At 68.2% G+C, this 21732-nt stretch carries 22 protein-coding genes; 11 read left to right on the forward strand and 11 right to left on the reverse strand.

Translation table 11 applies throughout. From position 1 onward, the window contains the following. Nucleotides 1-52 precede the first annotated feature (52 nt). From O3438_RS01380 to O3438_RS01395, 4 genes are all read right to left on the reverse strand, one after another. Nucleotides 53-1324, reverse strand: a complete 1272-nt coding sequence (locus O3438_RS01380; RefSeq protein ID WP_269678154.1) for an MAB_1171c family putative transporter — start codon at nt 1322-1324, stop codon at nt 53-55. A 32-nt stretch (nt 1325-1356) separates the two neighbouring features. Beyond that, nucleotides 1357-1866, reverse strand: coding sequence for a hypothetical protein (locus O3438_RS01385; RefSeq protein ID WP_269678155.1), 510 nt, complete (start codon nt 1864-1866; stop codon nt 1357-1359). A gap of 84 nt (nt 1867-1950) precedes the next feature. After that, nucleotides 1951-2403: a hypothetical protein gene (locus O3438_RS01390; RefSeq protein WP_269678156.1), complete on the reverse strand. Its 453-nt coding sequence runs from the start codon at nt 2401-2403 to the stop codon at nt 1951-1953. A gap of 164 nt (nt 2404-2567) precedes the next feature. Further along, nucleotides 2568-3014 (reverse strand): hypothetical protein, encoded by a 447-nt coding sequence (locus O3438_RS01395; protein ID WP_269678157.1) that lies wholly within the window; start codon nt 3012-3014, stop codon nt 2568-2570. Between the two features lie 461 nt (nt 3015-3475). On the opposite strand from O3438_RS01395, the gene O3438_RS01400 reads away from it, so the two are divergent. Continuing rightward, on the forward strand, nt 3476-5977 hold the full coding sequence (locus O3438_RS01400; protein ID WP_269678158.1) for a DUF6185 family protein: 2502 nt from the start codon (nt 3476-3478) through the stop codon (nt 5975-5977). Between the two features lie 380 nt (nt 5978-6357). Further along, nucleotides 6358-6807 carry a hypothetical protein gene (locus O3438_RS01405; protein WP_269678159.1) on the forward strand — a complete coding sequence of 150 codons (450 nt, stop codon included), beginning with the start codon at nt 6358-6360 and terminating at the stop codon, nt 6805-6807. Nucleotides 6808-6887: 80 nt separating this feature from the next. Here O3438_RS01405 and O3438_RS01410 read toward each other — a convergent pair whose 3' ends face one another. Continuing rightward, nucleotides 6888-8189 (reverse strand): helix-turn-helix domain-containing protein, encoded by a 1302-nt coding sequence (locus O3438_RS01410; protein WP_269678160.1) that lies wholly within the window; start codon nt 8187-8189, stop codon nt 6888-6890. Nucleotides 8190-8780: 591 nt separating this feature from the next. Further along, entirely contained in the window at nt 8781-9680 is a 900-nt protein-coding gene (locus tag O3438_RS01415) for an alpha/beta fold hydrolase (protein ID WP_332367441.1), read from the reverse strand. 229 nt (nt 9681-9909) lie between these two features. On the opposite strand from O3438_RS01415, the gene O3438_RS01420 reads away from it, so the two are divergent. The 4 genes from O3438_RS01420 (at nt 9910) to O3438_RS01435 (ending at nt 12996) form a co-directional block, all read left to right on the forward strand. Beyond that, nucleotides 9910-11481: a nucleotidyl transferase AbiEii/AbiGii toxin family protein gene (locus tag O3438_RS01420; protein WP_269678162.1), complete on the forward strand. Its 1572-nt coding sequence runs from the start codon at nt 9910-9912 to the stop codon at nt 11479-11481. 163 nt (nt 11482-11644) lie between these two features. After that, nucleotides 11645-12184 carry a transglutaminase-like domain-containing protein gene (locus O3438_RS01425; RefSeq protein ID WP_269678163.1) on the forward strand — a complete coding sequence of 180 codons (540 nt, stop codon included), beginning with the start codon at nt 11645-11647 and terminating at the stop codon, nt 12182-12184. Nucleotides 12185-12237: 53 nt separating this feature from the next. After that, a complete protein-coding gene (locus tag O3438_RS01430) occupies nt 12238-12480 on the forward strand; it encodes a hypothetical protein (RefSeq protein WP_269678164.1) in 243 nt (80 codons plus the stop codon). A 120-nt stretch (nt 12481-12600) separates the two neighbouring features. After that, nucleotides 12601-12996, forward strand: a complete 396-nt coding sequence (locus O3438_RS01435; protein ID WP_269678165.1) for a CPCC family cysteine-rich protein — start codon at nt 12601-12603, stop codon at nt 12994-12996. 227 nt (nt 12997-13223) lie between these two features. Here the strand turns inward: O3438_RS01435 and O3438_RS01440 are convergent, their stop codons facing one another. Further along, nucleotides 13224-13853, reverse strand: a complete 630-nt coding sequence (locus tag O3438_RS01440) for a VOC family protein (protein ID WP_269678166.1) — start codon at nt 13851-13853, stop codon at nt 13224-13226. 125 nt (nt 13854-13978) lie between these two features. Between O3438_RS01440 and O3438_RS01445 the strand changes: the two genes are divergently transcribed. Both O3438_RS01445 and O3438_RS01450 read left to right on the forward strand, forming a co-directional pair. Continuing rightward, nucleotides 13979-14146: a hypothetical protein gene (locus O3438_RS01445; RefSeq protein WP_269678167.1), complete on the forward strand. Its 168-nt coding sequence runs from the start codon at nt 13979-13981 to the stop codon at nt 14144-14146. An 83-nt stretch (nt 14147-14229) separates the two neighbouring features. Then, the gene (locus O3438_RS01450; RefSeq protein ID WP_269678168.1) at nt 14230-16461 is read left to right on the forward strand and encodes an ATP-binding protein; all 2232 of its coding nucleotides are present in this window, start codon (nt 14230-14232) and stop codon (nt 16459-16461) included. Nucleotides 16462-16474: 13 nt separating this feature from the next. Here O3438_RS01450 and O3438_RS01455 read toward each other — a convergent pair whose 3' ends face one another. The 3 genes from O3438_RS01455 to O3438_RS01465 all read right to left on the reverse strand — a co-directional run bounded on the left by O3438_RS01455 (nt 16475) and on the right by O3438_RS01465 (nt 17621). Next, nucleotides 16475-16876 carry a DUF4260 domain-containing protein gene (locus O3438_RS01455; RefSeq protein WP_269678169.1) on the reverse strand — a complete coding sequence of 134 codons (402 nt, stop codon included), beginning with the start codon at nt 16874-16876 and terminating at the stop codon, nt 16475-16477. A 136-nt stretch (nt 16877-17012) separates the two neighbouring features. Beyond that, a complete protein-coding gene (locus O3438_RS01460; protein WP_269678170.1) occupies nt 17013-17282 on the reverse strand; it encodes a (4Fe-4S)-binding protein in 270 nt (89 codons plus the stop codon). 30 nt (nt 17283-17312) lie between these two features. Next, entirely contained in the window at nt 17313-17621 is a 309-nt protein-coding gene (locus tag O3438_RS01465; protein WP_269678171.1) for a GNAT family N-acetyltransferase, read from the reverse strand. A 435-nt stretch (nt 17622-18056) separates the two neighbouring features. On the opposite strand from O3438_RS01465, the gene O3438_RS01470 reads away from it, so the two are divergent. From O3438_RS01470 to O3438_RS01480, 3 genes are read left to right on the forward strand one after another with little or no spacing between them, the layout of a single operon-like run. Further along, nucleotides 18057-18368 carry a MoaF-related domain-containing protein gene (locus O3438_RS01470; RefSeq protein WP_269678172.1) on the forward strand — a complete coding sequence of 104 codons (312 nt, stop codon included), beginning with the start codon at nt 18057-18059 and terminating at the stop codon, nt 18366-18368. Nucleotides 18369-18370: 2 nt separating this feature from the next. Next, entirely contained in the window at nt 18371-18766 is a 396-nt protein-coding gene (locus O3438_RS01475) for a nuclear transport factor 2 family protein (RefSeq protein ID WP_269678173.1), read from the forward strand. Between the two features lie 52 nt (nt 18767-18818). Further along, nucleotides 18819-19277, forward strand: a complete 459-nt coding sequence (locus O3438_RS01480) for a MarR family winged helix-turn-helix transcriptional regulator (protein ID WP_269683542.1) — start codon at nt 18819-18821, stop codon at nt 19275-19277. Nucleotides 19278-19376: 99 nt separating this feature from the next. On the opposite strand, the gene O3438_RS01485 is transcribed toward O3438_RS01480, so the two are convergent. Then, on the reverse strand, nt 19377-21560 hold the full coding sequence (locus tag O3438_RS01485) for a hypothetical protein (protein ID WP_269678174.1): 2184 nt from the start codon (nt 21558-21560) through the stop codon (nt 19377-19379). Nucleotides 21561-21732: the final 172 nt, after the last annotated feature.

A 21732-nucleotide genomic window follows, 5' to 3' on the forward strand; every position in this document is an offset into this window, starting at 1 on the left:
CTCGGGAGGTGCTGTTGGCAGGCAGGTCAACGAGTGCTGGCACTATGGAGTTCTACCTCTCGGACGACTGCGTATCAAGAGACAACGCTTCGGATGTGGCGCGCGTGATGATCTCTGCGGCCATCGGGGATTCAATCGCGCGGGCTACCTGGGCGAGCCACGTCACCTGGTCGGCCGCGTCGAGGTCGCCAGCGGCCGAATCTCGGGACGGCCCCAGCGGTAGGGCGATTGCTTCGCCGGCCTCACCCGACGGGGGAGCGCCATCGAGCCGGGACGCCAGTGCCGCACCGATGACGACGGCTTCGACCATGGCCGTCTGCTGGTCACCGAGGAGGCCAGCTTTCTGGGCGGCGTCGTGCGCGTGGGCGGCGACTGATGCCGACATCCACGGCCGCAGGGTGGCGTAGCCGTCGAGAATCTCCACGGTGATCCTGACCCGTCGCAGGGACGCGTCCCTGGCGATCGAGAGAGCGCCGCGGACGCCTGACGGCGGCGGAAGCAGCGCGATTTCAGGGAGTACGGCATGAATCCGTGCCCACAGCGGGCACAGCCGGTAGTAGTCACGGACGGCTGTGGCCCCTGCCCATAGCCGGTCCAGGCCGACACGAGGACCCCACGAGGGAACTGTGGAACCGATCAGCACCAGCAGGATCGACGTGCTGAACGCCAGGACCACTACCGCGTCCGTGATCAGGGCCCAATCGGCGGACCTGTTCGCCAAGGCAATGGCCACGAGCTTGGCGGCCACGTACGCGAGGCCCCACACCGAGCCGACCGTGATCATTCGGAGGCCGAAGCGCAACAGCGGCCGATGGGCGATGGCGGCGTAACGGTTCGCCAGGACCACTACCTGCGTCAGTGACCAGCCCAGGTAAGCCAGGTACACGAACAGGTAGGCGAGGTACGCGAACTGGAATGGAGGGTGGGAGGGCCCGCCGTCGTACTCCGTAGCGTTTATGCGCGGATCGGAGCGACTGCCGTCCAAGAGTGTCACGACAAACATCATGATCATGACAGCGATGGTGAGTGCCAGAGCGAGGGTCCGCCGCCGCACCCGCCGCCGCGTGCTGACGTCGCCACTGGTCATGAAGAGAAGAAATGCTTGCGCCGCTGTGGCGCACACCAGTGAGAGGCAGTTGGACAGCAGGCGCGCGACGTCCGGGATCCCCAACAGCCCGTCGACCTTCGGGGTGAGCGGCTGAAGGGTCATCGATATGGTGATCGCGATCAGGGCAAGGCACAGTGCCCGAAGGGGCCGGTTGTTTCGGTCCCGCGCCAGGTCGCGCAACTTGTAGAGGCTCATGCCCCAGCAGACGAGCGTCACTGCGACCATGATGCCGCGAGCGAGGCTCACCATCAGGTGGTCCGGCCTTCCAGCGTCGCCACCAGCCTGGCGGAGACTCGAGGATCAGCGGGCGCGGAGGTCGGAATCGTGGACCATGATTCGGCGCGTTGCACGGCAACCGTCCCGAAGACCTCTGCCCGTCGCTCGATCGGCTCGTCATACGCGAGACGCGCCAGTGCGATCTCGGGTACCGACGGATCCACCGACGGCATGAGCATGGCCGCAAGACATTCGAGATCATTCGGGATGGCGACATCGTCGAACATCATGTGCCCGTACTCGTGGCCGATGATGAGGCTCTGCCGCACCTTGCTGGCGTTGGCGTCGTAGAAGACGTAGTCGGCGAGTTCGCCCGCTACCCAGAGGCCGTGGGGGGCAAGGGCCGGCAGGTGCCGAGGGATGAGGTGGACCTGTCGTCCACGGCGATGCTCGACCCGGTCGTGAAGTTGAGCGAAGGTGAAGGTCGAGGGCAGCTTGAGTGCGGCGAGGAGCTGCGCCGCCTGCTGTCGCAGGTGGCTCACGCTGCTATCGGGATGGCGTTGCATCGAATTCCCTGTTCATCGGGCTCCGGCATGGCTTGGTCCCGTGGCGAGCACTCAGCGGCCTCACCGCGCAGCCCTGCCCGCGTGGTACTCGAGAACGGAGGAGAGCTGCTCCAGCACCTGTGTCTGGGATCCTGAAGATGGTTTCGGTGCCACCCAGCCATTCGTCAGTTGCAGCACCCGGGTGGCGAACACCTCGGCCTGGTGTTCCTCGCGGTGGGTATAGACGACGCGCTTGAGATCCCGCCGCGGGCTGGTCATGTCAGCGCTATGGAGCGCCTTCCTGATATTGCGGTCGACGGCGGGGCTGCCGACGTGATCGAAGACCATATGGCCGATGCCATGCAGAACGAGATGGTCCCGGTGGAGGCGAGGTAGAGCCGAAACGATCAGGATGTGATCCGTGGTCGCGCCGCGGCACCACATGGCGCGAGCGGCTGTCTGGCGCGTCCGGACAGCAGTCACCACCAGCGGTCGGCCTCGGGCCCGCTCCAGTTCCGTGCAGAACTCGTCCACCGTGAAGGAGGTTGGCAGGGTCAGGCTGTGTAGGACCTCGTCACATCGGCGAATCTGCTGCTCGTACCACGCTGTGGTCCCGCCGTCGTACCACCACCAGCTCTGTAGCCGTACGCAGCCGGCGGTGACCGGCGGTCGGTGGCTTGACTGTGTGAGGACGTCAGTCATGGCTGCCGATCGGTGTTCTTCAGCCGGCTACGGGCGGCAGCCTCAAGTCGCTGCACCTGCTCGATCATGGCGACGACTGCCGCGTGGCCCTCCGGTGATAGCCGAGCGTCTATCAGGCGCATGGCTACCTGCTTGATGTGCGGATCGGCCAGGGCCTGGGCGAGCCTGTGTTGATGCTGATCCTCTGACGCCTCAGCGAAGAAGGTCGGCGGCTGCCCAAAGAAGGCTGCGATGGCGTCGACAACCGAACGCCGTGGGTCGGGCGATCGCCCCTGTCGGAGGTTGCTCAGGTGAGTGTGGGAAATCTTGCAACCTCGCCGCGTCAACTCGTTCGCGACGTAACGCACGCTGTAGGGCTTGCCCGCAGGGTCGGTGACATGGACAAATAGCCAGTCCAGCCGTTCGGCGAACGTCTCACCGGCTGAATCGTCCGCCTCGACCATCGGGACTCCTTGCGACTTGGAACACAAGGTTTACACGACGGTCCTTGATGGAATCAAGCATTGACAAGGCTACCGGCTGTATGCGTAACTTTACGAGCCTCTGGCAGCGGGCGTGGCCACGGGGGCTTGAGTGTCATCGCCCGCTGCCAGAGGTTTGGCATGACGCCTGAGAGGTTGCCCGGAGGCTCCGGTCCCTCGGGACTGGGTCGCTCGGCAGCAAGCGCGGGCACCTGTCGTAGGCGATTGCCTGGGCGGCTTGCCCGGTGACAGCCGCGGGTTTGGCGAAGTCGCGGGGCCCTCCGTCCTCCCGGTTGTCGATCTTGACTCAATCGCGAGCAGTCGCCTGCGGGGCCCCAGGTCGTGGCGTCATGTTCGGGCGCTCAGGGTGGACCAAAGCGGCCCGCACCAGGTCGACCACCGGAGTGCCGGGCGCTGCCGGCCGGTTGGATAGCATCTGCTCGATGGACAGGCCGGGACGTCACCTTGTCGGACTCGTGGGCTTTCTCACTGCCGGCCTGCTGGCGGGGATGTGGCCCACCGCATCCGCGTCGGCCGATCCCGCCGATTGGTGTGAGCCAGCCGGGCTCACCGGCACTACTACGGTCTCCACCCACCTGCGCATCGAAGCCCGCGATCTCGACCTGCCCAAGGCCACGAGCACCACGACGGTGCGGGTTCCGCAGGACTGGCCGCTCAGCATCGGCCTGAGCGCCAGCCCGGACTCGGAGATCCGCAGGCTGGCGATGCGATGCCTGCTGTCCTACGAACCGGCCGACATTTCGTGGTCCGAGAGTCGGGACCGGACCCCTGCGGTCTCGATCGCCGACGGGTTCGTGTCCTTCACCGACGTCGTCTACGGCGACGTGCACTTCGACGAGCGGAACCGTGTACGGGTTGGGTCCTGGTCGATCACCACCTCGTCGACACCCTGGCGGGTCGAGCTACTCCGGTCACCGGTCCTGGAAAAGGCCACCTTCACGCAGGTCCGCGTCGAGCTGCCGGACTCGTGGGCGACCGGGGTGTTCCCCTGGCCGCCGACGGTGGCCGGCTCGCGCGGCGCCACCTGGGAGAAACCCGCGTGGGACGCCGAGGTGCCCGGTGTCTTCGTCCAGCCGGACGCCCGGATTCTGAGTACCCACCTGTCCCAGCACGACGGCTGGCGATGGGCGTCCGACGTGTTGTTCTGGGTGTTCGACGCGGCCCTGCTGATCCTGTTGATCGTGGCGTTGCGACGGGTCCGCCGGCCGGGGCTGACCCGGCCGACCCGTCGGGTGGCCAGCCTGATCCTGGCGCTCCCGGTGCTCATCGTGGCCGGAAACGTCGGCGACGACTGGATCGGAGACGGCCCCGGCACCATCCCCTGGCACTGGTTTCACTACCTGACCACGGCACTGTGGAGCGTGGCCCTGGTCGTCGCGGCGTTGCTGCTGAGGCTGCCCAGGCTGCTGGTCGGCCTCCTCACCGCCGTGCTGCTGGCGGTGTCCGGCGTCGCGCCGCTGATGGTGCGCGACGAGCCGGCCCAGTGGGGCTTCCGGCTGGCCGGCGCAGCCGCCCTAACCCTGCTGGCATGCCTGGGGTTCGGATACGCGGTCCAGGCTGCGCTGCGGGGCCGCTTCCCGCAGCGGCTCACGACCCGGGCCTTCCTGCGGTCCCGTTCCGGCCGCTGGTCGCTGCTGCTGGCCGTGCCGGTCACCGCCGCCGTCCTGCTGCAGCGCTACCTCGACTCCGGAGCCGACTGGAAACGGCTCCGGTGGGTGCAGTTCCCGATCGACTCCCGGATGTCGGTCTTCGGCAACGACCTGGCGACGTACACGAACGACCTGGTGAACTGGAATTACGGCTTCGCGTACTTCCTGGCGGCGGTGCTGCTGGTACCGCTGCTGCGCGACCTGCTCACCGATGACGACCTCACTCTGCCCCCGGGCGTCCGGGCCGTGATCTGCCTCGGCTACGGGCTGGTCTGCCTTCCGCTCGGGGACGCCTGGGCGGGCTGGTGGTTCCCGTTCGGTCTCACCGTGGGACTGGCCGGCCTGTTCGTGCTCACCGGGCCGGTCGGCCGGCTCAACGATCCGCTGTGGCGGGCACTGGCGGACGTCCCGCATTCGGTGCTCGTCGCCGAGGCGGACCGATGGCGGACGGTGGAGAGCCGCGCCGTTGCCCGGGAACGCGCCGTGAGTGCCGAGGGCGAGGCGACTCCCGGCGACGGCGGCCGGCGAACAGTTCCGCTGATCGGCCGGCTGCACTGGTTAAGCCGGCCCACCCCGGTCGCCGAGCCGGAGCCGGCACCGGACGCACCCGCCGTGGCCCTCCCGGCCGGGGTGACACCCCTGGACGCGCTGTTCGCGGTCGGCCCGTACCGGTCGGCGTTTCGCAACGGCGTGGCCGGCGCGGTGGCCGCAACGCTGATCGGGCTCCCCGCCACCGCGTGGCTGCTGTGGGCGGACTGGACGACGTCGTCCTGGCTGCGCCCGGCCGATCAGATGATGCTGGTCACCGGGCTGGTGGGCGGTGTGGTCCTGGGGGTGCTGAATTGGACCGTGGGCGGTTTCGTCCTCGGCGTCCTGTGGCGGCGCCTGCCCGGCCGGCGGGGTCCGACCAAGGCGCTGGCCCTGACCGCTGTGTCGGTCCTGGCGTTCGGCGCCGAGGCCGCGCTCAACGCGCTGATCGGCGAGCCGGTGGACCGACTGATCCTGCTGCGGTCCGCGCTGACGTTCGCGGTGCTGTCGCTGACCTCGATGTCGATGGACCTCAGGACAGTGCGGCAGCTCGGCACGGCCGGATTCTGGCCGGTGCGGATGCTGCTGATCGGGTATCGGATGGGCAACGCCACCGCGCAGGCGACCTTCGCGCTCGCCCAGCTCGCCTCGGTGCTGGCGATCTACAGCTACGTACGCAGCGGCGGCGACGCGCCACCGTTCCCCGGGATCGATCCGTTCAGCATCGGGAACCGTCAGGCACCCTGAGCGCGACTCACGCGCCCGGGGCGTGACCGGCGTCCGGACGAGCAGGAAGCCGTTGAACATCACGCCGGGGGTCAGTGCGCCGACGATCGCGGTCAGGTCGGCGTTGAGCGTAGGGATTCTTGTCGAGGCCTTTGGTGGATTCCATGGTCGAGGGGTGTGGCGTAGGAAGACCAGCGGGATGGCCCTGCATCGTGCGAGCCCACCAGCACGCCGCCCGGGCGCGACCCGTTCGGCCCGGCGCGGCGACGCGGTACGCGGTTGTGCGGCGTTGTACGAGATTGATTGATTGGCGCCACCACCAGCGGCGATCAACGTCGCTCTTCCGTAGAAGTGACGGCGGGACGGCTCTCAACCAACCCCGTCCCAGAGGAGTGGAAGTCATGATGCTGCGCAAGGCGTTCGGAGCGCTGCTGGCGTTGCTGACCTTCGGCACGGTGCTGGTTGTCACGGCGGCCCCGTCGCAGGCGGCGGTGGCCTGCTCGGGCACGGTCACCTACAGCTACGCGTACCCGCCGAGCAAGCCCGTAGTCGAGCTGGTCATCTACTACAACAGCACCAACGGCGGCACGAACAGCGCCTGCATGTACCACCGCGGCGCGGCGTACGGCTCCTCGGCGCGCACCTCCGTGCAGATCGCCCGGTGCGCGGAGACCTCCGGCACCGGCTCGTGCACCCCCACCGCGATCTCCACCAAGGACAACGCCGACTACCTGTACTACGCCGGGCCGCGCGGAGTGACCGGCACGGCGAACAACTGCGTCGACGCGTACGGCGAGATGGACTGGGCCGGCACCACCTACTGGATCCGCTCCGGTCGCCAGGGCTGTTGAGTTCGGGCGACGCCTGACCGGTGGCCTGGTGGGATCCGTCCTGCCGGGCCACCGGTGGTGGCCGTCCGCGTACACCCCTGTCAGGGGTAGACGCAGGCGGTACGGCGGGCGGCGAGCCGCTGGTCGGCGGCGAGCGGCGGGGCCCCGGCGGTGCTGGAGCCGTCGGGGCCGACCACCCGCACGTCGATTACGTCGGTGGGCGCGCCACCGCCGAGACAGGCGACCGCGGCCACCGGGATCTCGGCAGTGGATCCTGGTTGCACGGACAGGCGGTCGAGCTTCCAGACGAGGTCGAACGGCGGGGCGCTCATACCGGTCAAACCGATCTGGTGCCAGCGGCGCTCCGCCGGCAGCGCGGCATCGTCCGCGTAGTAGGCGGCAAACCCGACGATCTCCACGTGCGTGCCGGTCGCGCTCAGCCGCCACCCACCCGGGCCGGTCACATCGGGGGCGATCGCGAGGGCGATCGCGGCCGGCCCGGGTCGGTCGCCCCGGCAGCGGGACGGTTCCAGGCCCGGGGGCGGGTTGCCGTGCACCACCGCCGAGGCGATCAGCCCACCGTCGGCCAGGGTGAACCAGCGGATGTCGGGGGTCTGGGAGGTGGAGTCGGTGATCCGCTCACCCAGGCAGTAGCCGGTGAGCCCTACCACGCAGCCGGGCGGAATCGTGTGGAGGATGCCCTGGTCGCGGCGGGGCTCGCTCCGGACATGCGCGCCACCGCCGTACGTGACGGCGGTGAAGGCGGCGTCCGTGGCGGTCGCCGGGCAGGCTGTGGTGGTCGTCGTGCCAGCGGCCGCCGTCGCCCCCTTGGCCGCCCACCATGGCTGGATCATCGGCACCAGGGCGGCCACACCGGCGAGACCGGCGACCGCCACCGCCGCCAGCGCCAGACGCCGTCGGAGTTTCCGGTGCCGCGGCGGGCTCGCGGGCCGGTCGTGAATCGCTCCGGCTGCGCCGCTGGTGCCGGTTGGCTCACCGGTAGCCGGGGCGGGTGGATCCCCGGTCGTCACAGTGGACGGTGCCTCCGTGCGGGGCGTGGCGGTCGATTCGGCCAGCGTCGGGTCTGGTGTTTCTGCCCCCGCCGGGCCGGCCGGTGCATTCGCCGAACTAGCGGGCCGCAGTTCCTCGTCGAGCTCGAGCCACCGCTGCCTCCACTGGGCGGTGTCCCCGCCGCAGGCCCCTACGTACGCGAGCAGCACGTCGAGGCTGGGTTGCCGGATGCCGCTGGCAGCGGCGGACAGGGTCGAGGCGCTGTAGCCGGCGACCTCGGCCAATCGCCGGTAGGTGGGGTTGCCCGCTTCGACACGTAACCTTCGTAGCTCATGGGCGAAGGACGACAACGGTCCAGCCGTCGGATCTACGGGCCGCTCGTGCCGAGCCATGCCGCTCCCTTGTCCCCGTAGCGCCCTGGAGCGGGGGTGCCGCGGCACAGGGCTCATGTTCCCTGGTAAGGGATTCAAAGTAGGGAATTATAGGGAATTCCCCGACCGGCAGACGACTGCTATCAGTGTGCGGGGGTGGCGTGGGACCGGCCTGCGCGTTCAGCCGTTGACCGTCGTAGTTCGTCGGCTGCAGCCCGGCCTGTCTCCTCGCCGTGGGCGTTGAGAAGCACGAGGGCCTTGCCGTCGAGACCGGCTCGTCTGGCCGTCGTGACCCATTGTGCGATCGCACGTTGTCGGTGCAGAACCCCAATGTGGCTGCTCGTGAGGTGGCCAGCAGGGTGTCGCCGGCGGCGGTGATCCACCGGCCACTCTGGTCGTTGCAGCCGTCGGATCCGTGCCACTCCCCGTCGGCTGTGAACTCCAGGTAGGCCGCCTTGTGTCCGCGCATGGGCGCCCAACGGCCTGTTGGTTGGCGCCGGTCGGCGGGAACGAGCGTCGCCGGTAGTGCGACGGCTGGCGCCAGGGCGCGTCGCGCTCCGTCGGTGACCACCGATGGCTCCAGCATGGAGTCGGCTTTGTCGGGCGCGAGGCTCAGGACAGAAAATCGTGCAGCGCTGCGGTCAGGTCGTCGGGATTCTCCTCGGCGACGTGGTGGCCGGACTCGATCGAGTGGCCGCGGAGATCGGCGGCCCACGGGCGCCAGACTGCCAACGGGTCGCCGTACAGGTCTTCGAGGTCATCGCGGGTCGACCAGAGCAGGAGAGTTGGGCAGCGGACGCCGCGACCGTCACGCCGGTCGGCCTCCTCGTGTGCTCGGTCGACGCCGAGGCCGGCCCGGTAGTCCTCCAACATGGCCCGCACGGTGGCCGCATCGTGGATGGCCTGCCGGAACTCCTGGTAGTTGTCGGCTCCCATGCTGTCGGGCCGGGCCTTACTGGCGTACCAGGCATCCGGGTCGGCGGCGATGGCGCGCTCCGGCTTGTCGGGCTGGGCAAAGAAGAACCAGTGGTACCAGTCGTGGGCGAACTTCGCGTCGCATCGGGCCAGAGCCTCACTGATGGGCACACCGTCGATGACCACCAGTTGGCTGACCGCGTCGGGATGGTCCAGCGCCAGACGTAGCGCCACGTACGACCCACGGTCGTGACCGACCGTCGCGAAGGTCGGATGGCCCAGTCTGGCCATCAGCTGGACCATGTCCGCGGCGACCACCCGCTTGGACTGCTGGGAGTGATCAGCGAGGATCTTCGCCTTGCCGGATCGCCCGTAGCCTCGCATGTCGGGACAGACGACGGTGAACCCGAGATCAACGAGCTGCGGCGCGACTCGGTGCCACGTCGACCCCGTACGTGGATGTCCGTGAATAAGGAGGACCGCAGGTCCGCGCCCCGCGTACCGGACCCGGAGTTCCACCTCCCCGACATCGATCCGTTCGTCCTCGAAACCGTCAAACATGCGCGACAAGTATCCGGGCCCTCGCCGAGCAAACATCCACTCGTCGCGATGCCGGGTGCCGGACCTGGGCGGGAGCTACCAGTCCAGGCGCGTGGGACTGGTGCCCTCGGCCCAGCAGCCCTCTGGGGCGGCGCGGCGCTTCCGAGCGGATCCGCGGGTGCTTCCACGTCAGTGGTGACGCCCGAACCAACCCCGGAAAGGCTCTGCCCTGCCGCATCGAATTATCGGGTTCACCGGCCTGAGGGCCGTGCCATAAACTCCGCCGGTGCTTGAGGTGTCGGGGGATTTCGAGATCCACATTACGGCTTACGCTTCTCAGGCCGAGAAGCTGCGGGCGTTCGCCGCCGAGCATGGTGTGAAGTTCGTCCATATCATGCTCGACCGTGGTGCGTACGCCTCTCAACCGATGCTCAGCCTGAACGGGCGAGGAACGCTGACCGAGCAGCAGGGCGCGGTGGAGCGTTGGCAACACGAGTTGCGTGAGGCGGGCATACACCCGTGCCGTTCGAAGATCGAGGCAGCGCCATGGTGTGCCGGTGTACCGCAGTCGGATGAGCAGGCGGCGGCTGAGCCGGGTGGCCGGTACTTCGAACATCACGTCAAACTGCTGCTACCGAGCGCGGCGGTGGCGGATCTGATGGCTCTGACCGATCTGGTCGCGCCGCACGGGGCGCGGCTGTCCCGTAACGCCCGTCGGCAGTTCGCCGACGGTGCGCAGGAGCGGTTCGTCAACCAGCGCTGTCACGGTGTTGGGCTCGTCACGGCCAGGCAGCGGCTGGATGAGCTTGTCGAGACCCTCCGGGTCGCGGGCCACGAGCCCACGACGGTGGAGCAGGAGTACGTGGTCTTCGACAGTCACCTCCTTTACGACGAGGGTTGGCTGGACTCGCCCAAGCCGGCCTCCAGCAGTTGGTTGCTGGAGCACGAGAACAGGATGAGATCCGCGCCGGCCGGCTCGCCGGACTACCCGCCGACCTACCAGCCACTGTCCGCCGGCTCGGCAGTGCGCCAGCGGGCGGCGTTCGATCCGGCCCTCAAGCAGTACGCGAATGCCTATCGTGCCGGTGAGCCCGACTTTTTTGTGGCGGCCACCGGTGAGCTGTGGACCGAAGCCCGACGCGCCGCCATGCATCATGTTCTGGCGGCCATCGCCGCAACTCCCTCAGGTCAGCATCTGGTTCTGCGTGGCAGCGTCACCATGGCGGCCTGGGTCGGCGACGCCGCCCGCGAGCCGGGCGACCTCGACTTCGTCGTCACCCCGCACACCATCACCAGCGACAGCACTGACGCCCGCACGCTGCTCGATGGCATCAAGACCGCGATCCGAACCGCAGCGGGTGCCGGCGTGCAACCAGACCGGATCACCGAGTCCGCCATCTGGACCTACGAACGGGCGGAGGGACGCCGCCTGCTCGTCCCGTTCAGCACCCCGGAGGCGCCGCCCGGCCACGTACAGATCGACATTGTCTTCGGCGAACAACTTCCTCTCCCACCAGAGATGCTGGTCCTGCCTGACGTCGACAAGCCGTTACTGGCCGCGTCCGCCCCGCTGGCCCTGGCGTGGAAGCTGCTGTGGCTGGCCACCGACTCGTACCCGCAAGGCAAGGACCTCTACGACGCGGCCCTGCTTGCCGACCACACCACTGTCGACCAAACCCTCGTCCGCGAGCTCATGCGACCGGAACTCGGCGCTGAAGCCGATACCTTCGGGGCCGAGACCGTGCTGTCCTGGCAGGTCGACTGGTCCAACTTCACCGACGAGTACCCCGGAATCACCGGCAGCGCCGAGCAGTGGACCAGGCGGCTCGCACTGGCCCTCGACCGCGCCTGGCGCTGACCAAGCCAGACCAGGTCGGCAGGACTGGCAGCCGCTTCATCCGGCTGTCGTGATAGTTGGTGGCGCGCGACTGGCACCCGATCAGGGCGCGTTGCCGCCGGCGGGAGAAGGGACAGCTATGCAACTGGTCGCGGGCGAACCGATGGAGTACCTGGGCGGTGACATGATCGTCGAGGTGGACCACCCGGCAGTGCGGGCATTGGCTGGTGAACTACGCGCGGCGCATCCGGACGACGTCGACTTCATGAGGGCCGCCTTCGCCTGGGTTCGGGACCGGATCCGGCACTCCGTGGACGCCCAGGATCCGCGGATCACGGTCACCGCAAGCGAGGTGCTCGGCGCCGGTGTCGGCCTCTGCTATGCCAAGTCGCACCTGTTGGTGGCCGTGGCTCGGGCCGCCGGCGTCCCGGCCGGGTTGTGCTACCAACAGCTGACCGACGGGGGAGAGCCCTTCCTGCACGGCCTCGTTGCCGTGTACCTCGCGGGCGCCTGGCATCGCCAGGACCCGCGCGGCAACCGCACCGGCATCGACGCCCAGTTCCGGCTCGGGCGTGAGCAACTGGCCTACCCGATTACCGACGGATCGGCCGGTATCGACTTTCCTGAAGTACACGTGCGACCCTCGCCCAACGTGATCGCAGCGCTGCGCGGTGCTCGAGACGCCCTTGAACTGTGCCGCGCCGGGTTGCCCGCTACGCCCTAAGTCGCCAGAACGGATGCGAGCCATGAAACCCGTGGCAACACACTCTTCTCGACATGAGCGTGCACCACGCCGAGTCGTGGAGGTGCGTCCCGTACCGTGACCGGATGTTCGAGGTTTTGTTCGTGCTGGCCGCTCTGGTCGCTACCGTTCTCGGAATAGTGGCGGTGCGCAGAACGCGGGTCAAGCGCTTGGAGGGGTCGGGGGTCAGCCCATACGCCGACGGGTGGTGGGTTGCCGGCCACGGTCAGAGGAGTGACGGTGACGGTGCCGACGGGAGCGGCGGCGGAGCCGAATGACCACTCGCAGCGATCTCACTGCTCTGGTGTCCTCACAGCTCGTCGCTCGGAGCCTTGACGCCCTACTGTGGGTTCAATGCTTACCGTGCCCGCGACGAGCCCGATACGAGAGGTGCAGTGTTGGCCGAGCGTTCCGGTGAGCAGGAGAGACCGTCCGCAGAGGAGATCGCGAGCCGCGACAGGTGGTTCGAGCGGTACGTCGAGGCGTTGAACCTGCGGTCTGTGGTGGCTGAAGCGGGTAGCGGAACGTACGCGTGTCCGTGCTGCCGGCATCCGACGCTCGAGGGGCGAGGTCACTTCCAGATCTGCTTCGCCTGTGGCTGGGAAGACGACGGGCAGGATGACGACGACGCTGACACGGTGCGGGGCGGGCCCAATGGTTCACTCAGTCTGACCGAGGCACGGCGTGCCTATGCCGAACGGCCGATCAGTCTGGCGGATGCGCGGAGTGCCTATGCCGAGCGACAAGCTCGTTGGGAGCGCCGACGCCGCCGATCGGCGCCCGAAACGGGCTGACCTGTGCGGACCGTCTTGACGACCGCTTCCAGGTTTTCGCGGCGCCTAGCAAAGGTCCTGCCAACGGTTATCACACAGGTCTTGAGATCGGACGTAGCGCGCGGCATTCAGCCTCCGCGCCGGGCACAGCCGGCCGGCCACGATGACGGAAGACACAACCCCAAGACCTCAGGAGTACGCCCCGAATCCCGGCCCTCCGCAGCGAACCGCTCTCACCGCGGGCAGCGCTATTCGCGGCCGACCCAGGTTGCGACGCACGCCTCGTTGCCCTCGGCATCAGCCAGAACCCACCACATCGGCGCGTGCGCCTCGGAGACGAGGCGGCCGCCCGCGGCCAAGGCGGCGGCGATGCGGGCCTCGGCTTGATCGTGTGGGACGGCGACGTCGAGGTGCATGCGGTTGCGTTGTGAACGCGCCGCTTCCATCTTCTGCAACCCGAAGCCAGGTCCGCGGCGTGCCGGGTCGGCCAGGTAGGTGTCGCCGATCTCGCGGTAACCGAGCAGCGCCCGCCAGAAGGGCAGCACCTTCGCGCTGACGAGGACGTCGAGGGTGACGTTGACGAGCTGCACGGCGGTCGGGTCGGCGGGGATGTTCAGTGCCCTGGCGGCGGCCGAGATCTGCCGGGCCAGTTCGATGTCGCGCCGAGACAGGGACACCGTGACGCCGGTGTGACGCAGGTCGACGCTGAGGTACCGCTGCTCGCTTTCGCTGGCGAGCTGACCGATCTTGTCGACGAGCGCGACGCCTTCAGCCAGCGAAATGGTCCGGAAGTGGGCCGAGACCAGGTGGTAGAGGGATCGCCAGTCCTCGACACCGTCGGCATCGTGGAACTGTCTGGCGGTGATCTGCTCAGTCACGCTGGCGACGCTAACATCGGCGGGCCGGGCCGGGCATCAACCGGACAATCGAGGGGCGCGGGCTTCACGCAGGCGGACGTTGTGGGGTGACAGCCGGGTGCCGCGTCGGGAGGTGAAGATTTCTGTTGATCAGGTTGACGTTCCCGCTCGCGGTGCATGAGGCGGCGCGGGCCTACTTCCTCGATCTCAACCTCGTCGTCCGGGACGGTCTGCCGGACGGGGAGAGAGTCCGGGACTATCTCGAAGCGAACCGCCTGGCATTCCTCGACGCGGCGCGGGTGGCTGTCGGTTGAGTGGGGTCAGACGGCGAGGTGTCCCTCGTCGTGGCACAGGGGACGGAGACGGCGGTCCTCGCCGGTCTGTTGCGCTGCTACTGGTGACGGTATCGAGTCTGCTCTCAGTCGTGCTGGCTGTCGTGGTCAACGTCGCGACCGGCGGTGAGCTGCCCGGGCCGGTCGCGGCGTACGGATGGCTGGCCTGGCCCCTGGTCGTCGTCCTGACCCTGACCGGGGTCGGTCTCGCCCTGTGGCAGCACCGGCTGGGACAGACCAGTCAACCTTCGGCGGCACCGGTTCCCCCGCCCGCGGACGACCCGGCGCCGCCGGGTGAACTTCCGGTCGCGCCCCAACTCGTCGGCCGCGAGGCGGAGCTGGCCGCTGTCGAGGAGCTGATCCGGGCGGGAGCCCAGGTCGTCGCCATCTGCGCGGCGGGGGGCACGGGAAAGTCGGCGCTGGCCCTGTCGTACGCCCATGCGGTCCGTGGTCACTTCCCGGACGGCCAGTTGTACGTCGCACTGGGCGGAGCCAGCGCCACACCCGTACAACCTGAGGAAGCGTTGATCCGGTTGCTGCGGGCGGTCGGCCGCGACGCTGAGGAACGGCGGGGCACGCTCGACGAGTTGTCCGCACGCTTCCGGTCTGCGGTCGTCGACCGGCGGCTTCTCGTCCTGCTCGACGATGCCTTCGACGCGGCGCAGGTGCGACCGCTGATCCCGGCCGGCGCAGGTTGTCTCACAGTGGTCACGAGTCGCCGGCTGCTCGCCGATCTGCCCGGAGCCGCCGTTCTGACCCTCGACGCGCTACCGCCCGGGCAGGCACTGACACTGTTGACCGCGACGGTCGGAGCGGACCGGGTCGCGGCCGACCTCTCGGGCGCACAGCGGCTGGTCGAGTTCTGCGCGGGGCTTCCGCTTGCGGTGCGCATCGTCGGATCCCGGCTCCGGGCCCGCCCCGGATGGACTCCGTCCGCCCTCGCCGACCGCTTGGCGGACGAGAATCGTCGGCTCGACGAGCTGCGGCTGGGCGACGGTGCGATCAGGTCGACGTTCCAGTCCACGTACGACGAGTTGAGCGACGTGGACCGCCTGGTGTTCCGGCGAGCCGGGGCGCATCCGGGTGTGTTGTTCGGCGTCGAGTCGGCGGCTCGTCGGTGCGGACTGGGTCGGCGGGTGGTGCAGGATGCCCTGGACCGGTTGGTGGACGCCTTCCTGATCGAGGCGCCGACACCGTCGAGTTATCGGCTGCACGACCTGTTGCGGTTGTTCGCTGCGGAGATGCTCGAGCGGACAGAGACGCCCGGCGATCGTGCTGCCTGTCTGGTCCGGCAGCTGGATTGGCTGCGGGACGTGGCCGTATCCAGCGGTGACGTCGCGTATGAACGCGACAACATCCTGGCCGTGCTGCGCGCTGCGGTTGCGGAGGGACTCACCGATGAGGCGTGGGCACTGGTGGAGGCGGTGCACCCGCTGCTGACCGCAGCCGACGACCACGTCTACCGGCTACAGCTGTGGCGGGTGGCCGAGCGAGCGGCAGCCGATGAGCGGAGAAGGGTGCGGGCATTGCGATGGGTCTCGCATTCCTACGGGCTGGCCGGTGAGGTCGAGCGTGAGCTGGCCACCGTGCAGGACGCCGTCGCGGTCGCCGAGCGACTCGACGATCCGGGGGAGCTGGCACAGACCACGCGCCGGTTGGGTGAGGCGCTGCGGGCGCACGGTCGTCCGGATGAGGCGGAGGGGCAGTTGCTCCGGGCCCTGCGACTGTTCCAACGATCGCACGCCGTCGAGGAGGAGATCGAGGTTCGTTCCGCCCTGGGCGTCCTCTACAACACCCTTCGTCGTCCGGAGCGCAGCATTCCCATGCTGGAACGGGCGGCAGCTCTCCTTGCGGCGCCGGAGACGGCTCTGCACGGCTACGTGCTCCTGGGATTGGCCGCAGGGCACAAGCTCGCCGGCCGCCCGACGGAGGCGTCTGCCCTGACGAGGCGGGCCTTCAGCATTGCCGACCATCTGGACGACGAGTTCCTCCGCGGATACTGCCTTCACGAGCGCGGCTGGCTCGCTGCGGAGGACGAGCGGCACCGTGAGGCCGAGAAGGACTTCCGCGCGATGCTGGAGATCTTCCGGCGGATCCGACACGGCGCCGGGGTAGGAGCGGCGTACCAGGCCCTCGGATCAGTCACTGCGGCTCAGGGCCGTCGGGACGAGGCAGCACAGGCATTCCAGGCGGCAATCAACGAGTACGAGAGGCTGGGCAACAGGAGCCTCGCCGAGGAGGCCCGGAGTTCCCTGTCGGCGCTGGATTCGCCCTCCCGGAACCCGTCCGGCTCCTGATCCTGGAAGTCCGTCACCGTGGGTCAGGCTTTTTGGCCTTGCCGATCAGGCCGAGGTGGGTGTGTTCGAATCCTTCGGCGGTCTTGAGGCCGTAGCCGAGACCGCGATCGACGGCGATGTGGAACCCCCAGGCAAGGGCCAGAACGCCGAGCCAACCGATCGGGTCGCCGAACCCTGCCGCGGCCACGGCTACCGCGCCCAGCACAGCCGGCAGCGCGTAGGAGTGCGCCAGGTTGTAGCAGAAGGCCCCGAGGCGTGGCCCGCCCAGGTAGCCGAGCATGGACAGGTCGAAGACGAGGAAGAGGGCGAGCAACGACCACCACGGGTACCCGGCGGTGACGGTCACGACGACGGCGAGAGTCGCGACGGCGAGGCCCTCGACGCGCTGTACTGCGACCGGATTCAGATACGGCATCTCACACCTCGATGTCGGTCAGGGACATGGAAGCTGTCCTGCCGTCGCTGGCCTGACCCCGCATGAGGATAGACCGGGGGTGACGACTCCCGGGCTCCGTTGATGGATACAGCGTCGTCGAAGGCGACCAGCCGCCCTACGGGGTTGTGCCTGATCCGCGCGGGGTCCGGGTCTCGGCCCCGCCGTCCACGAGTTCGTACTGCAGTGCCCCCGAGGGGCAGCGCCGCACCACTTCGGCCAGGCGCTCGGCCTCGGCGCCGTCGGGCCGAATCCACGGGCGCTGGCCCGGGGCGAAGACCTCCGGCAAGCCGCGGACGCACTCGGCGGCGTGCAGGCAACGCCTCGCCTCGAACGTGACAGTGATCTTCTCGCCTGCGTACGTCTTCTTTTCGGTCGCGCTGCTCATTGCGGCCTCCGTCGTCGCCCTGCTCGCCGTTCAGTCACTGACCCTGCTGTGGGCCTGGTACACGAGGTCCTGATACTCCGGGTGCCTGGCGATCCATCCCGCGATGAATGGGCAGGTGGCCAGGACCAGCAGGTGCGCGGCGCGCGCCTCGTCGAGGGCGGCACGGGCCAGTGCTGCCCCGACACCCCTGCCCTCGTACTCCGGCGAGACCTCGGTGTGTACGAACGCGACGAGTTCGGTGGTACGGATGTACTGCGCGACGCCTGCGATCGTGGACTCTCCGTCGACGCGGGCCTCATATCGCGTGGCCTCGGGGGCGTCGGTCACTCTCACTGCCATGTGTCCTCCATGAGTCGGTGCGTGGATCTCACGCCACGGTGGTGCGGTTCCGGCCTCCTGAGCCGATGCGTTATCAGGCCGCGGTGGGCAAACGCGCCGCTGGACGTCGCCACGGTGTGCAGGCGCAACCATTTCCGCGTCGTCTCAGTGAAACGCGCGCTCCCAGCGGCCACCACCCAGTGTGCGTCAGCAAGCGGCCGCGACCAGTGACACCGCGTCACATGCGGTGATGACATGGCGTCAGTACCGGATCGGCCGCATACGGGCGTCAAGGGGTGGAGGTCCTGCTCCGGGGGCGGGGTGGGCCATCACGTTCGGGACGAGCTGTCCGCGGCGCCTGGGTGACCTGCATCCCAACCCCTTGCCGAAACGGGCCGCTGAGTTGAAGGTTCAACTCAGAACGAGTCGTACCCGCGAGCAACGGAAGGGCATGGCATGACCAACCAGTTGACAGGCCGCAGCTACCGCTTCGACCTGGGCGACCTGAAGGTGCGGTTCACCTTCGATTCGCCGACCCAGGGCAGCTTCATCGTGGTGCAGGGCGCGGGGCTCGCCCCCGACGGCCACGCTGAAACGGTGGCTCTGAACCTGCAGGAGATCCGTGAGGGCGTCTATCTGAACTCCTGGACCGAGGCGAGCGGGGCCACCGTCACGCACCTGGAGGACTTCGAGAACGGGACGGTCTATTCCAACGTGACCGTCGACGGCAAGCTCTACAACTTCGTCGGAACGATCAAGGAGGCCTGAACATGACCCAGCACCCCGTCAACCAGGACGATCAGGCGCAGCGGAACACCGACATCGTGCTTACCGCGATGCGAGAGCTGTTCGCGGAGAAGGATCTCACCGCGATCGATCGATACTGGGCCGAACCGTACGTCCAGCACAGCCCACAGATGCCCAACGGGCTCGACACCCTGCGCACCGTCGTCCCCGGGCTGGAGGGCTTCTCCTGGGAACCGCAGCGGGTTGCCGCTCAAGGCGATCTGGTCTTCACCCACAGCATCGTCCACGGCTGGGCCCCGAACCCTGTCGCCATTGCCGACATCTTCCGGCTGGAGAACGGACGGATCGTGGAACACTGGGACGTCGTTCAGGACATCGTCACTCCCGAAGCCTCCGCCAACGGCAACGCCATGGTGTAGGCCCGAAACGTCGACATGCCGGTGCGTCGACGCGAAAATGAACACCGTGACGATGCGACGTGACGACGACCTCGACCGGGCCGCGATATGGCAGGACTTCGTGCTGGCGGCCCACCTCCTCGAGGTCGCGCTGGAGCGACAATCCCAGCGCGACGGAAACATCTCGCACGGGCACTTCAAGTTGCTGCTCCTGCTCAATGCCGCGGAGAATCAGACGCTGGGCCTGAAAGCGCTCGCCGGCATGCTGCGCTTCTCGCCCAGCCGCGTCAGCCATACGCTGAACGCCCTGGAACGCCAGGGTCTGGTCACCCGCGGTCGTGTACCAACAGGGCGACGTGCCTACGAAGCAACTCTGACCTCGCAAGGTCGGCTGCTCGTGGTGCGCGTGCTCCGCGCACAACGAGCAGAGATTCGAGACGTTCTCTTCGACAGTCTGGGCACAGCTGATGCCGCCGCCCTCGGCAGGATCAGCGCGCGTGTCGTTCGCGTGTTCGACCAGGCGGAAGCCTAGTGCGGACACCACAGGGCGGTGTGGTGCTCCGCGCTGTCCAGTTGCTCTCCGGCGGGTGTGACGACATGCGATGAGAACAGTGGTTCGGGTCGGGTCAGATCACGGCGTGGCGGTGGTCGAGACAGGGCGAGATTTCCGGAGCCGCTCGGACAGCTCGCAGACCGCCGCCTCGTATCGCCCGTCCGTCGTGCACGGCTGATGACCGCACATCGGGGGCCACACCGTGTCACGGCCTCGGGCATCGAGATCCTGCGGATCCCGAAGCCGGCGGTCCACCTCGGACTGTCGCCGCAGCGCGTCATCACGTCCGCGCGCGGACGTGAAGATCCAACCGCCGATGGGATCGGTGTCACGCCACAGGTTCACCCAGCGCCAGCCCAGCCGGCGGCCGGCCTCGCTCAGCACATCCCTGCCCACGTACGCCGGGAACAGCGTGCTGTAGAGGCGTCTCAGCGGTGAACCGTGCGTCAGCAGGGCAACCTTGGAGAGGTCGGACTGTTCCAGTTGCAGGACGCTCGCCAGAGCGAGTACCGACCCGTGGCTGTGCGCCGCTATCAACACGTACCTTCCTTCCCGAACCAGCATGCTGATACGGGACGCGAGTTCGGGCACGGCGCGCTCGGCGTAACACGGTGGGGCGAAGGGGTGAGCGGCACGCGGCCAGAACATCCCGAGGTCCCAGAGCGTACCGATATAGCGACGGAAAGTTGTCGTACGGTAGGCGAACAGCCCTCCGAAGAACAGGCCGAGAAAAAGCACCGCCATCAGGTAGCTCCCCAATTGGGTGCCCGCGCTGACGAAATCGGACGGCAGGCTGACCAGGCCCTCCACGGCGACACTGGGTTGCAACTCGTCCAGGGCTAGAGCGGTGAAACCCAGGCTCAGCGCGACGAGGCAGCAGTAGACCAGTCCGAGCGGGCACAGTCGTTCCGTGAATTGCGCCCGGGCGATGGCGTCGCGCACTTGTGCCCGCCGTCGGGCCGTCTCCGCATCTGCGTCAGGAAAGTCGTACGCGACGATGTCGTCCGCTGTCCGCCGTCGGTTCCTCCGCGTGAACAGCACCATCACCGCACCCGCGACCGCTGCGCCGATGACCGACACGAAGAAACCGAACATCGTCCATTTGTACGGCAGAACAGGGCTGGTGGGCAGCACGTCGGGGGTGGGCAGGTCGCGGTCGAGGTAGTCCGATACGCGGTAATTGAATTCGGTGGCGAAACTGATCGCCAGTCCCACCGCCAGACACGCGAACAGCGGCGCACCCGACCATCGCAGCCTCCTGAGGCTGCCGTCCCGGCCCACCAGGGCGGCGATCCCGAGCAGCACGAGCAGGACGCCCTGCGTCCCGAACAGCAGGACGACCGCGACGTCGTGGCCGGGCAGTCCGTTTTCGGCGGGCCACCCGCCGCTGTCGAACGCGACCCGCCCGATGACGGCGATCGTCACCACCACGGCGGTCGACCGCAGCGCATGGACCATCCCATCGACCACGGAGGTGCCGGCTGCGGCGTCGATGACCGAAGGTACGCACACCAGTACGACAGTGACGACGAGGGTGAGCGCGGCGCCAACGGTGAGCAGAACGTCGAGGTGACTCGGTCCCCGCGCGGCCCACAACGTCGCAATCAAGCTGAGGTCGAGCACGGCGAGACCGGTCGCCACATGGATGGAGCGAAGTCGCACCACTCCCGGCGTGGCGTGGCGTGTCCCGATCGCCCCCAGTGCCGTGTCGGTCGGCTCAGCCGTCGGCGGGATGAAGTTGTCGTACCAGCTTGGGCACCGGGAGCCCACCAGCCACAACGCCCAGATCGCGGCGACGGGCACCAGCGACAACAGTGCGATGCGCAATCCGACCGGTTGACCACCGAGCCAGGACAGCCAGGTCCGGCCGCCGAGGCAACTACCCAGGGACATGCACTTGCAGGCGAGCAGGTCCAACGCCACGCCGACGAAGGACAGGACGTACAGGGCCGTGAGGCTCAGGCCGACCAGCCTGCAGCCCACCCAGACCACACTGCCGCTGACCTTCGCCCTCGGCCGCATCCATGCCGCCACGTTGCAGGCCATGAACGGCAACAGCAACACCAGCGACAGCGTCCTCGCGGCGGCCCCGCTGCGGAGATCGCTCCACCGGTACGTCTCCAAGACCACGCCGCAGGCGCCTCGGGAGTCACCGTAGCCTCTGCGGGGCCGGTAGAAGCCGCCCTTGCTGTCGCCGGCGACCCGCTGCACATGCGGCCGGTCCAGGATGTCATCCGCGTCGGCACCCATCACGCCGTGCACTCGCAACTCAACGACGTCACCGGGCGGGTGGCACTCAGCCTGTGCACGGCGCGGCGATGATTCCGGCATTCCTACCTCGCAGGCTGGGACAGGCCTCGGAGCGAAGCGCTGGCCAGCCGCGCATACCCGAACGGGCCTATTCCAGACGAGGGACCCCACCACCCTTCGTCCA

Origin of the sequence: Micromonospora sp. WMMC250 (genome assembly GCF_027460215.1) — a bacterium.
Taxonomy (GTDB): domain Bacteria; phylum Actinomycetota; class Actinomycetes; order Mycobacteriales; family Micromonosporaceae; genus Micromonospora; species Micromonospora taraxaci.

Bases quoted from the DNA above. Each gene is read 5' to 3' on its own strand.
- O3438_RS01395 (WP_269678157.1), bottom strand. From the start codon at position 3,014: ATGGTCGAGGCGGACGATTCAGCCGGTGAGACGTTCGCCGAACGGCTG.
- O3438_RS01400 (WP_269678158.1), top strand. From the start codon at position 3,476: ATGGACAGGCCGGGACGTCACCTTGTCGGACTCGTGGGCTTTCTCACT.
- O3438_RS01405 (WP_269678159.1), top strand. From the start codon at position 6,358: ATGATGCTGCGCAAGGCGTTCGGAGCGCTGCTGGCGTTGCTGACCTTC.
- O3438_RS01410 (WP_269678160.1), bottom strand. From the start codon at position 8,189: ATGGCTCGGCACGAGCGGCCCGTAGATCCGACGGCTGGACCGTTGTCG.
- O3438_RS01415 (WP_332367441.1), bottom strand. From the start codon at position 9,680: ATGTTTGCTCGGCGAGGGCCCGGATACTTGTCGCGCATGTTTGACGGT.
- O3438_RS01425 (WP_269678163.1), top strand. From the start codon at position 11,645: ATGATCGTCGAGGTGGACCACCCGGCAGTGCGGGCATTGGCTGGTGAA.
- O3438_RS01430 (WP_269678164.1), top strand. From the start codon at position 12,238: ATGAGCGTGCACCACGCCGAGTCGTGGAGGTGCGTCCCGTACCGTGAC.
- O3438_RS01455 (WP_269678169.1), bottom strand. From the start codon at position 16,876: ATGCCGTATCTGAATCCGGTCGCAGTACAGCGCGTCGAGGGCCTCGCC.
- O3438_RS01460 (WP_269678170.1), bottom strand. From the start codon at position 17,282: ATGAGCAGCGCGACCGAAAAGAAGACGTACGCAGGCGAGAAGATCACT.
- O3438_RS01465 (WP_269678171.1), bottom strand. From the start codon at position 17,621: ATGGCAGTGAGAGTGACCGACGCCCCCGAGGCCACGCGATATGAGGCC.
- O3438_RS01470 (WP_269678172.1), top strand. From the start codon at position 18,057: ATGACCAACCAGTTGACAGGCCGCAGCTACCGCTTCGACCTGGGCGAC.
- O3438_RS01475 (WP_269678173.1), top strand. From the start codon at position 18,371: ATGACCCAGCACCCCGTCAACCAGGACGATCAGGCGCAGCGGAACACC.
- O3438_RS01480 (WP_269683542.1), top strand. From the start codon at position 18,819: ATGCGACGTGACGACGACCTCGACCGGGCCGCGATATGGCAGGACTTC.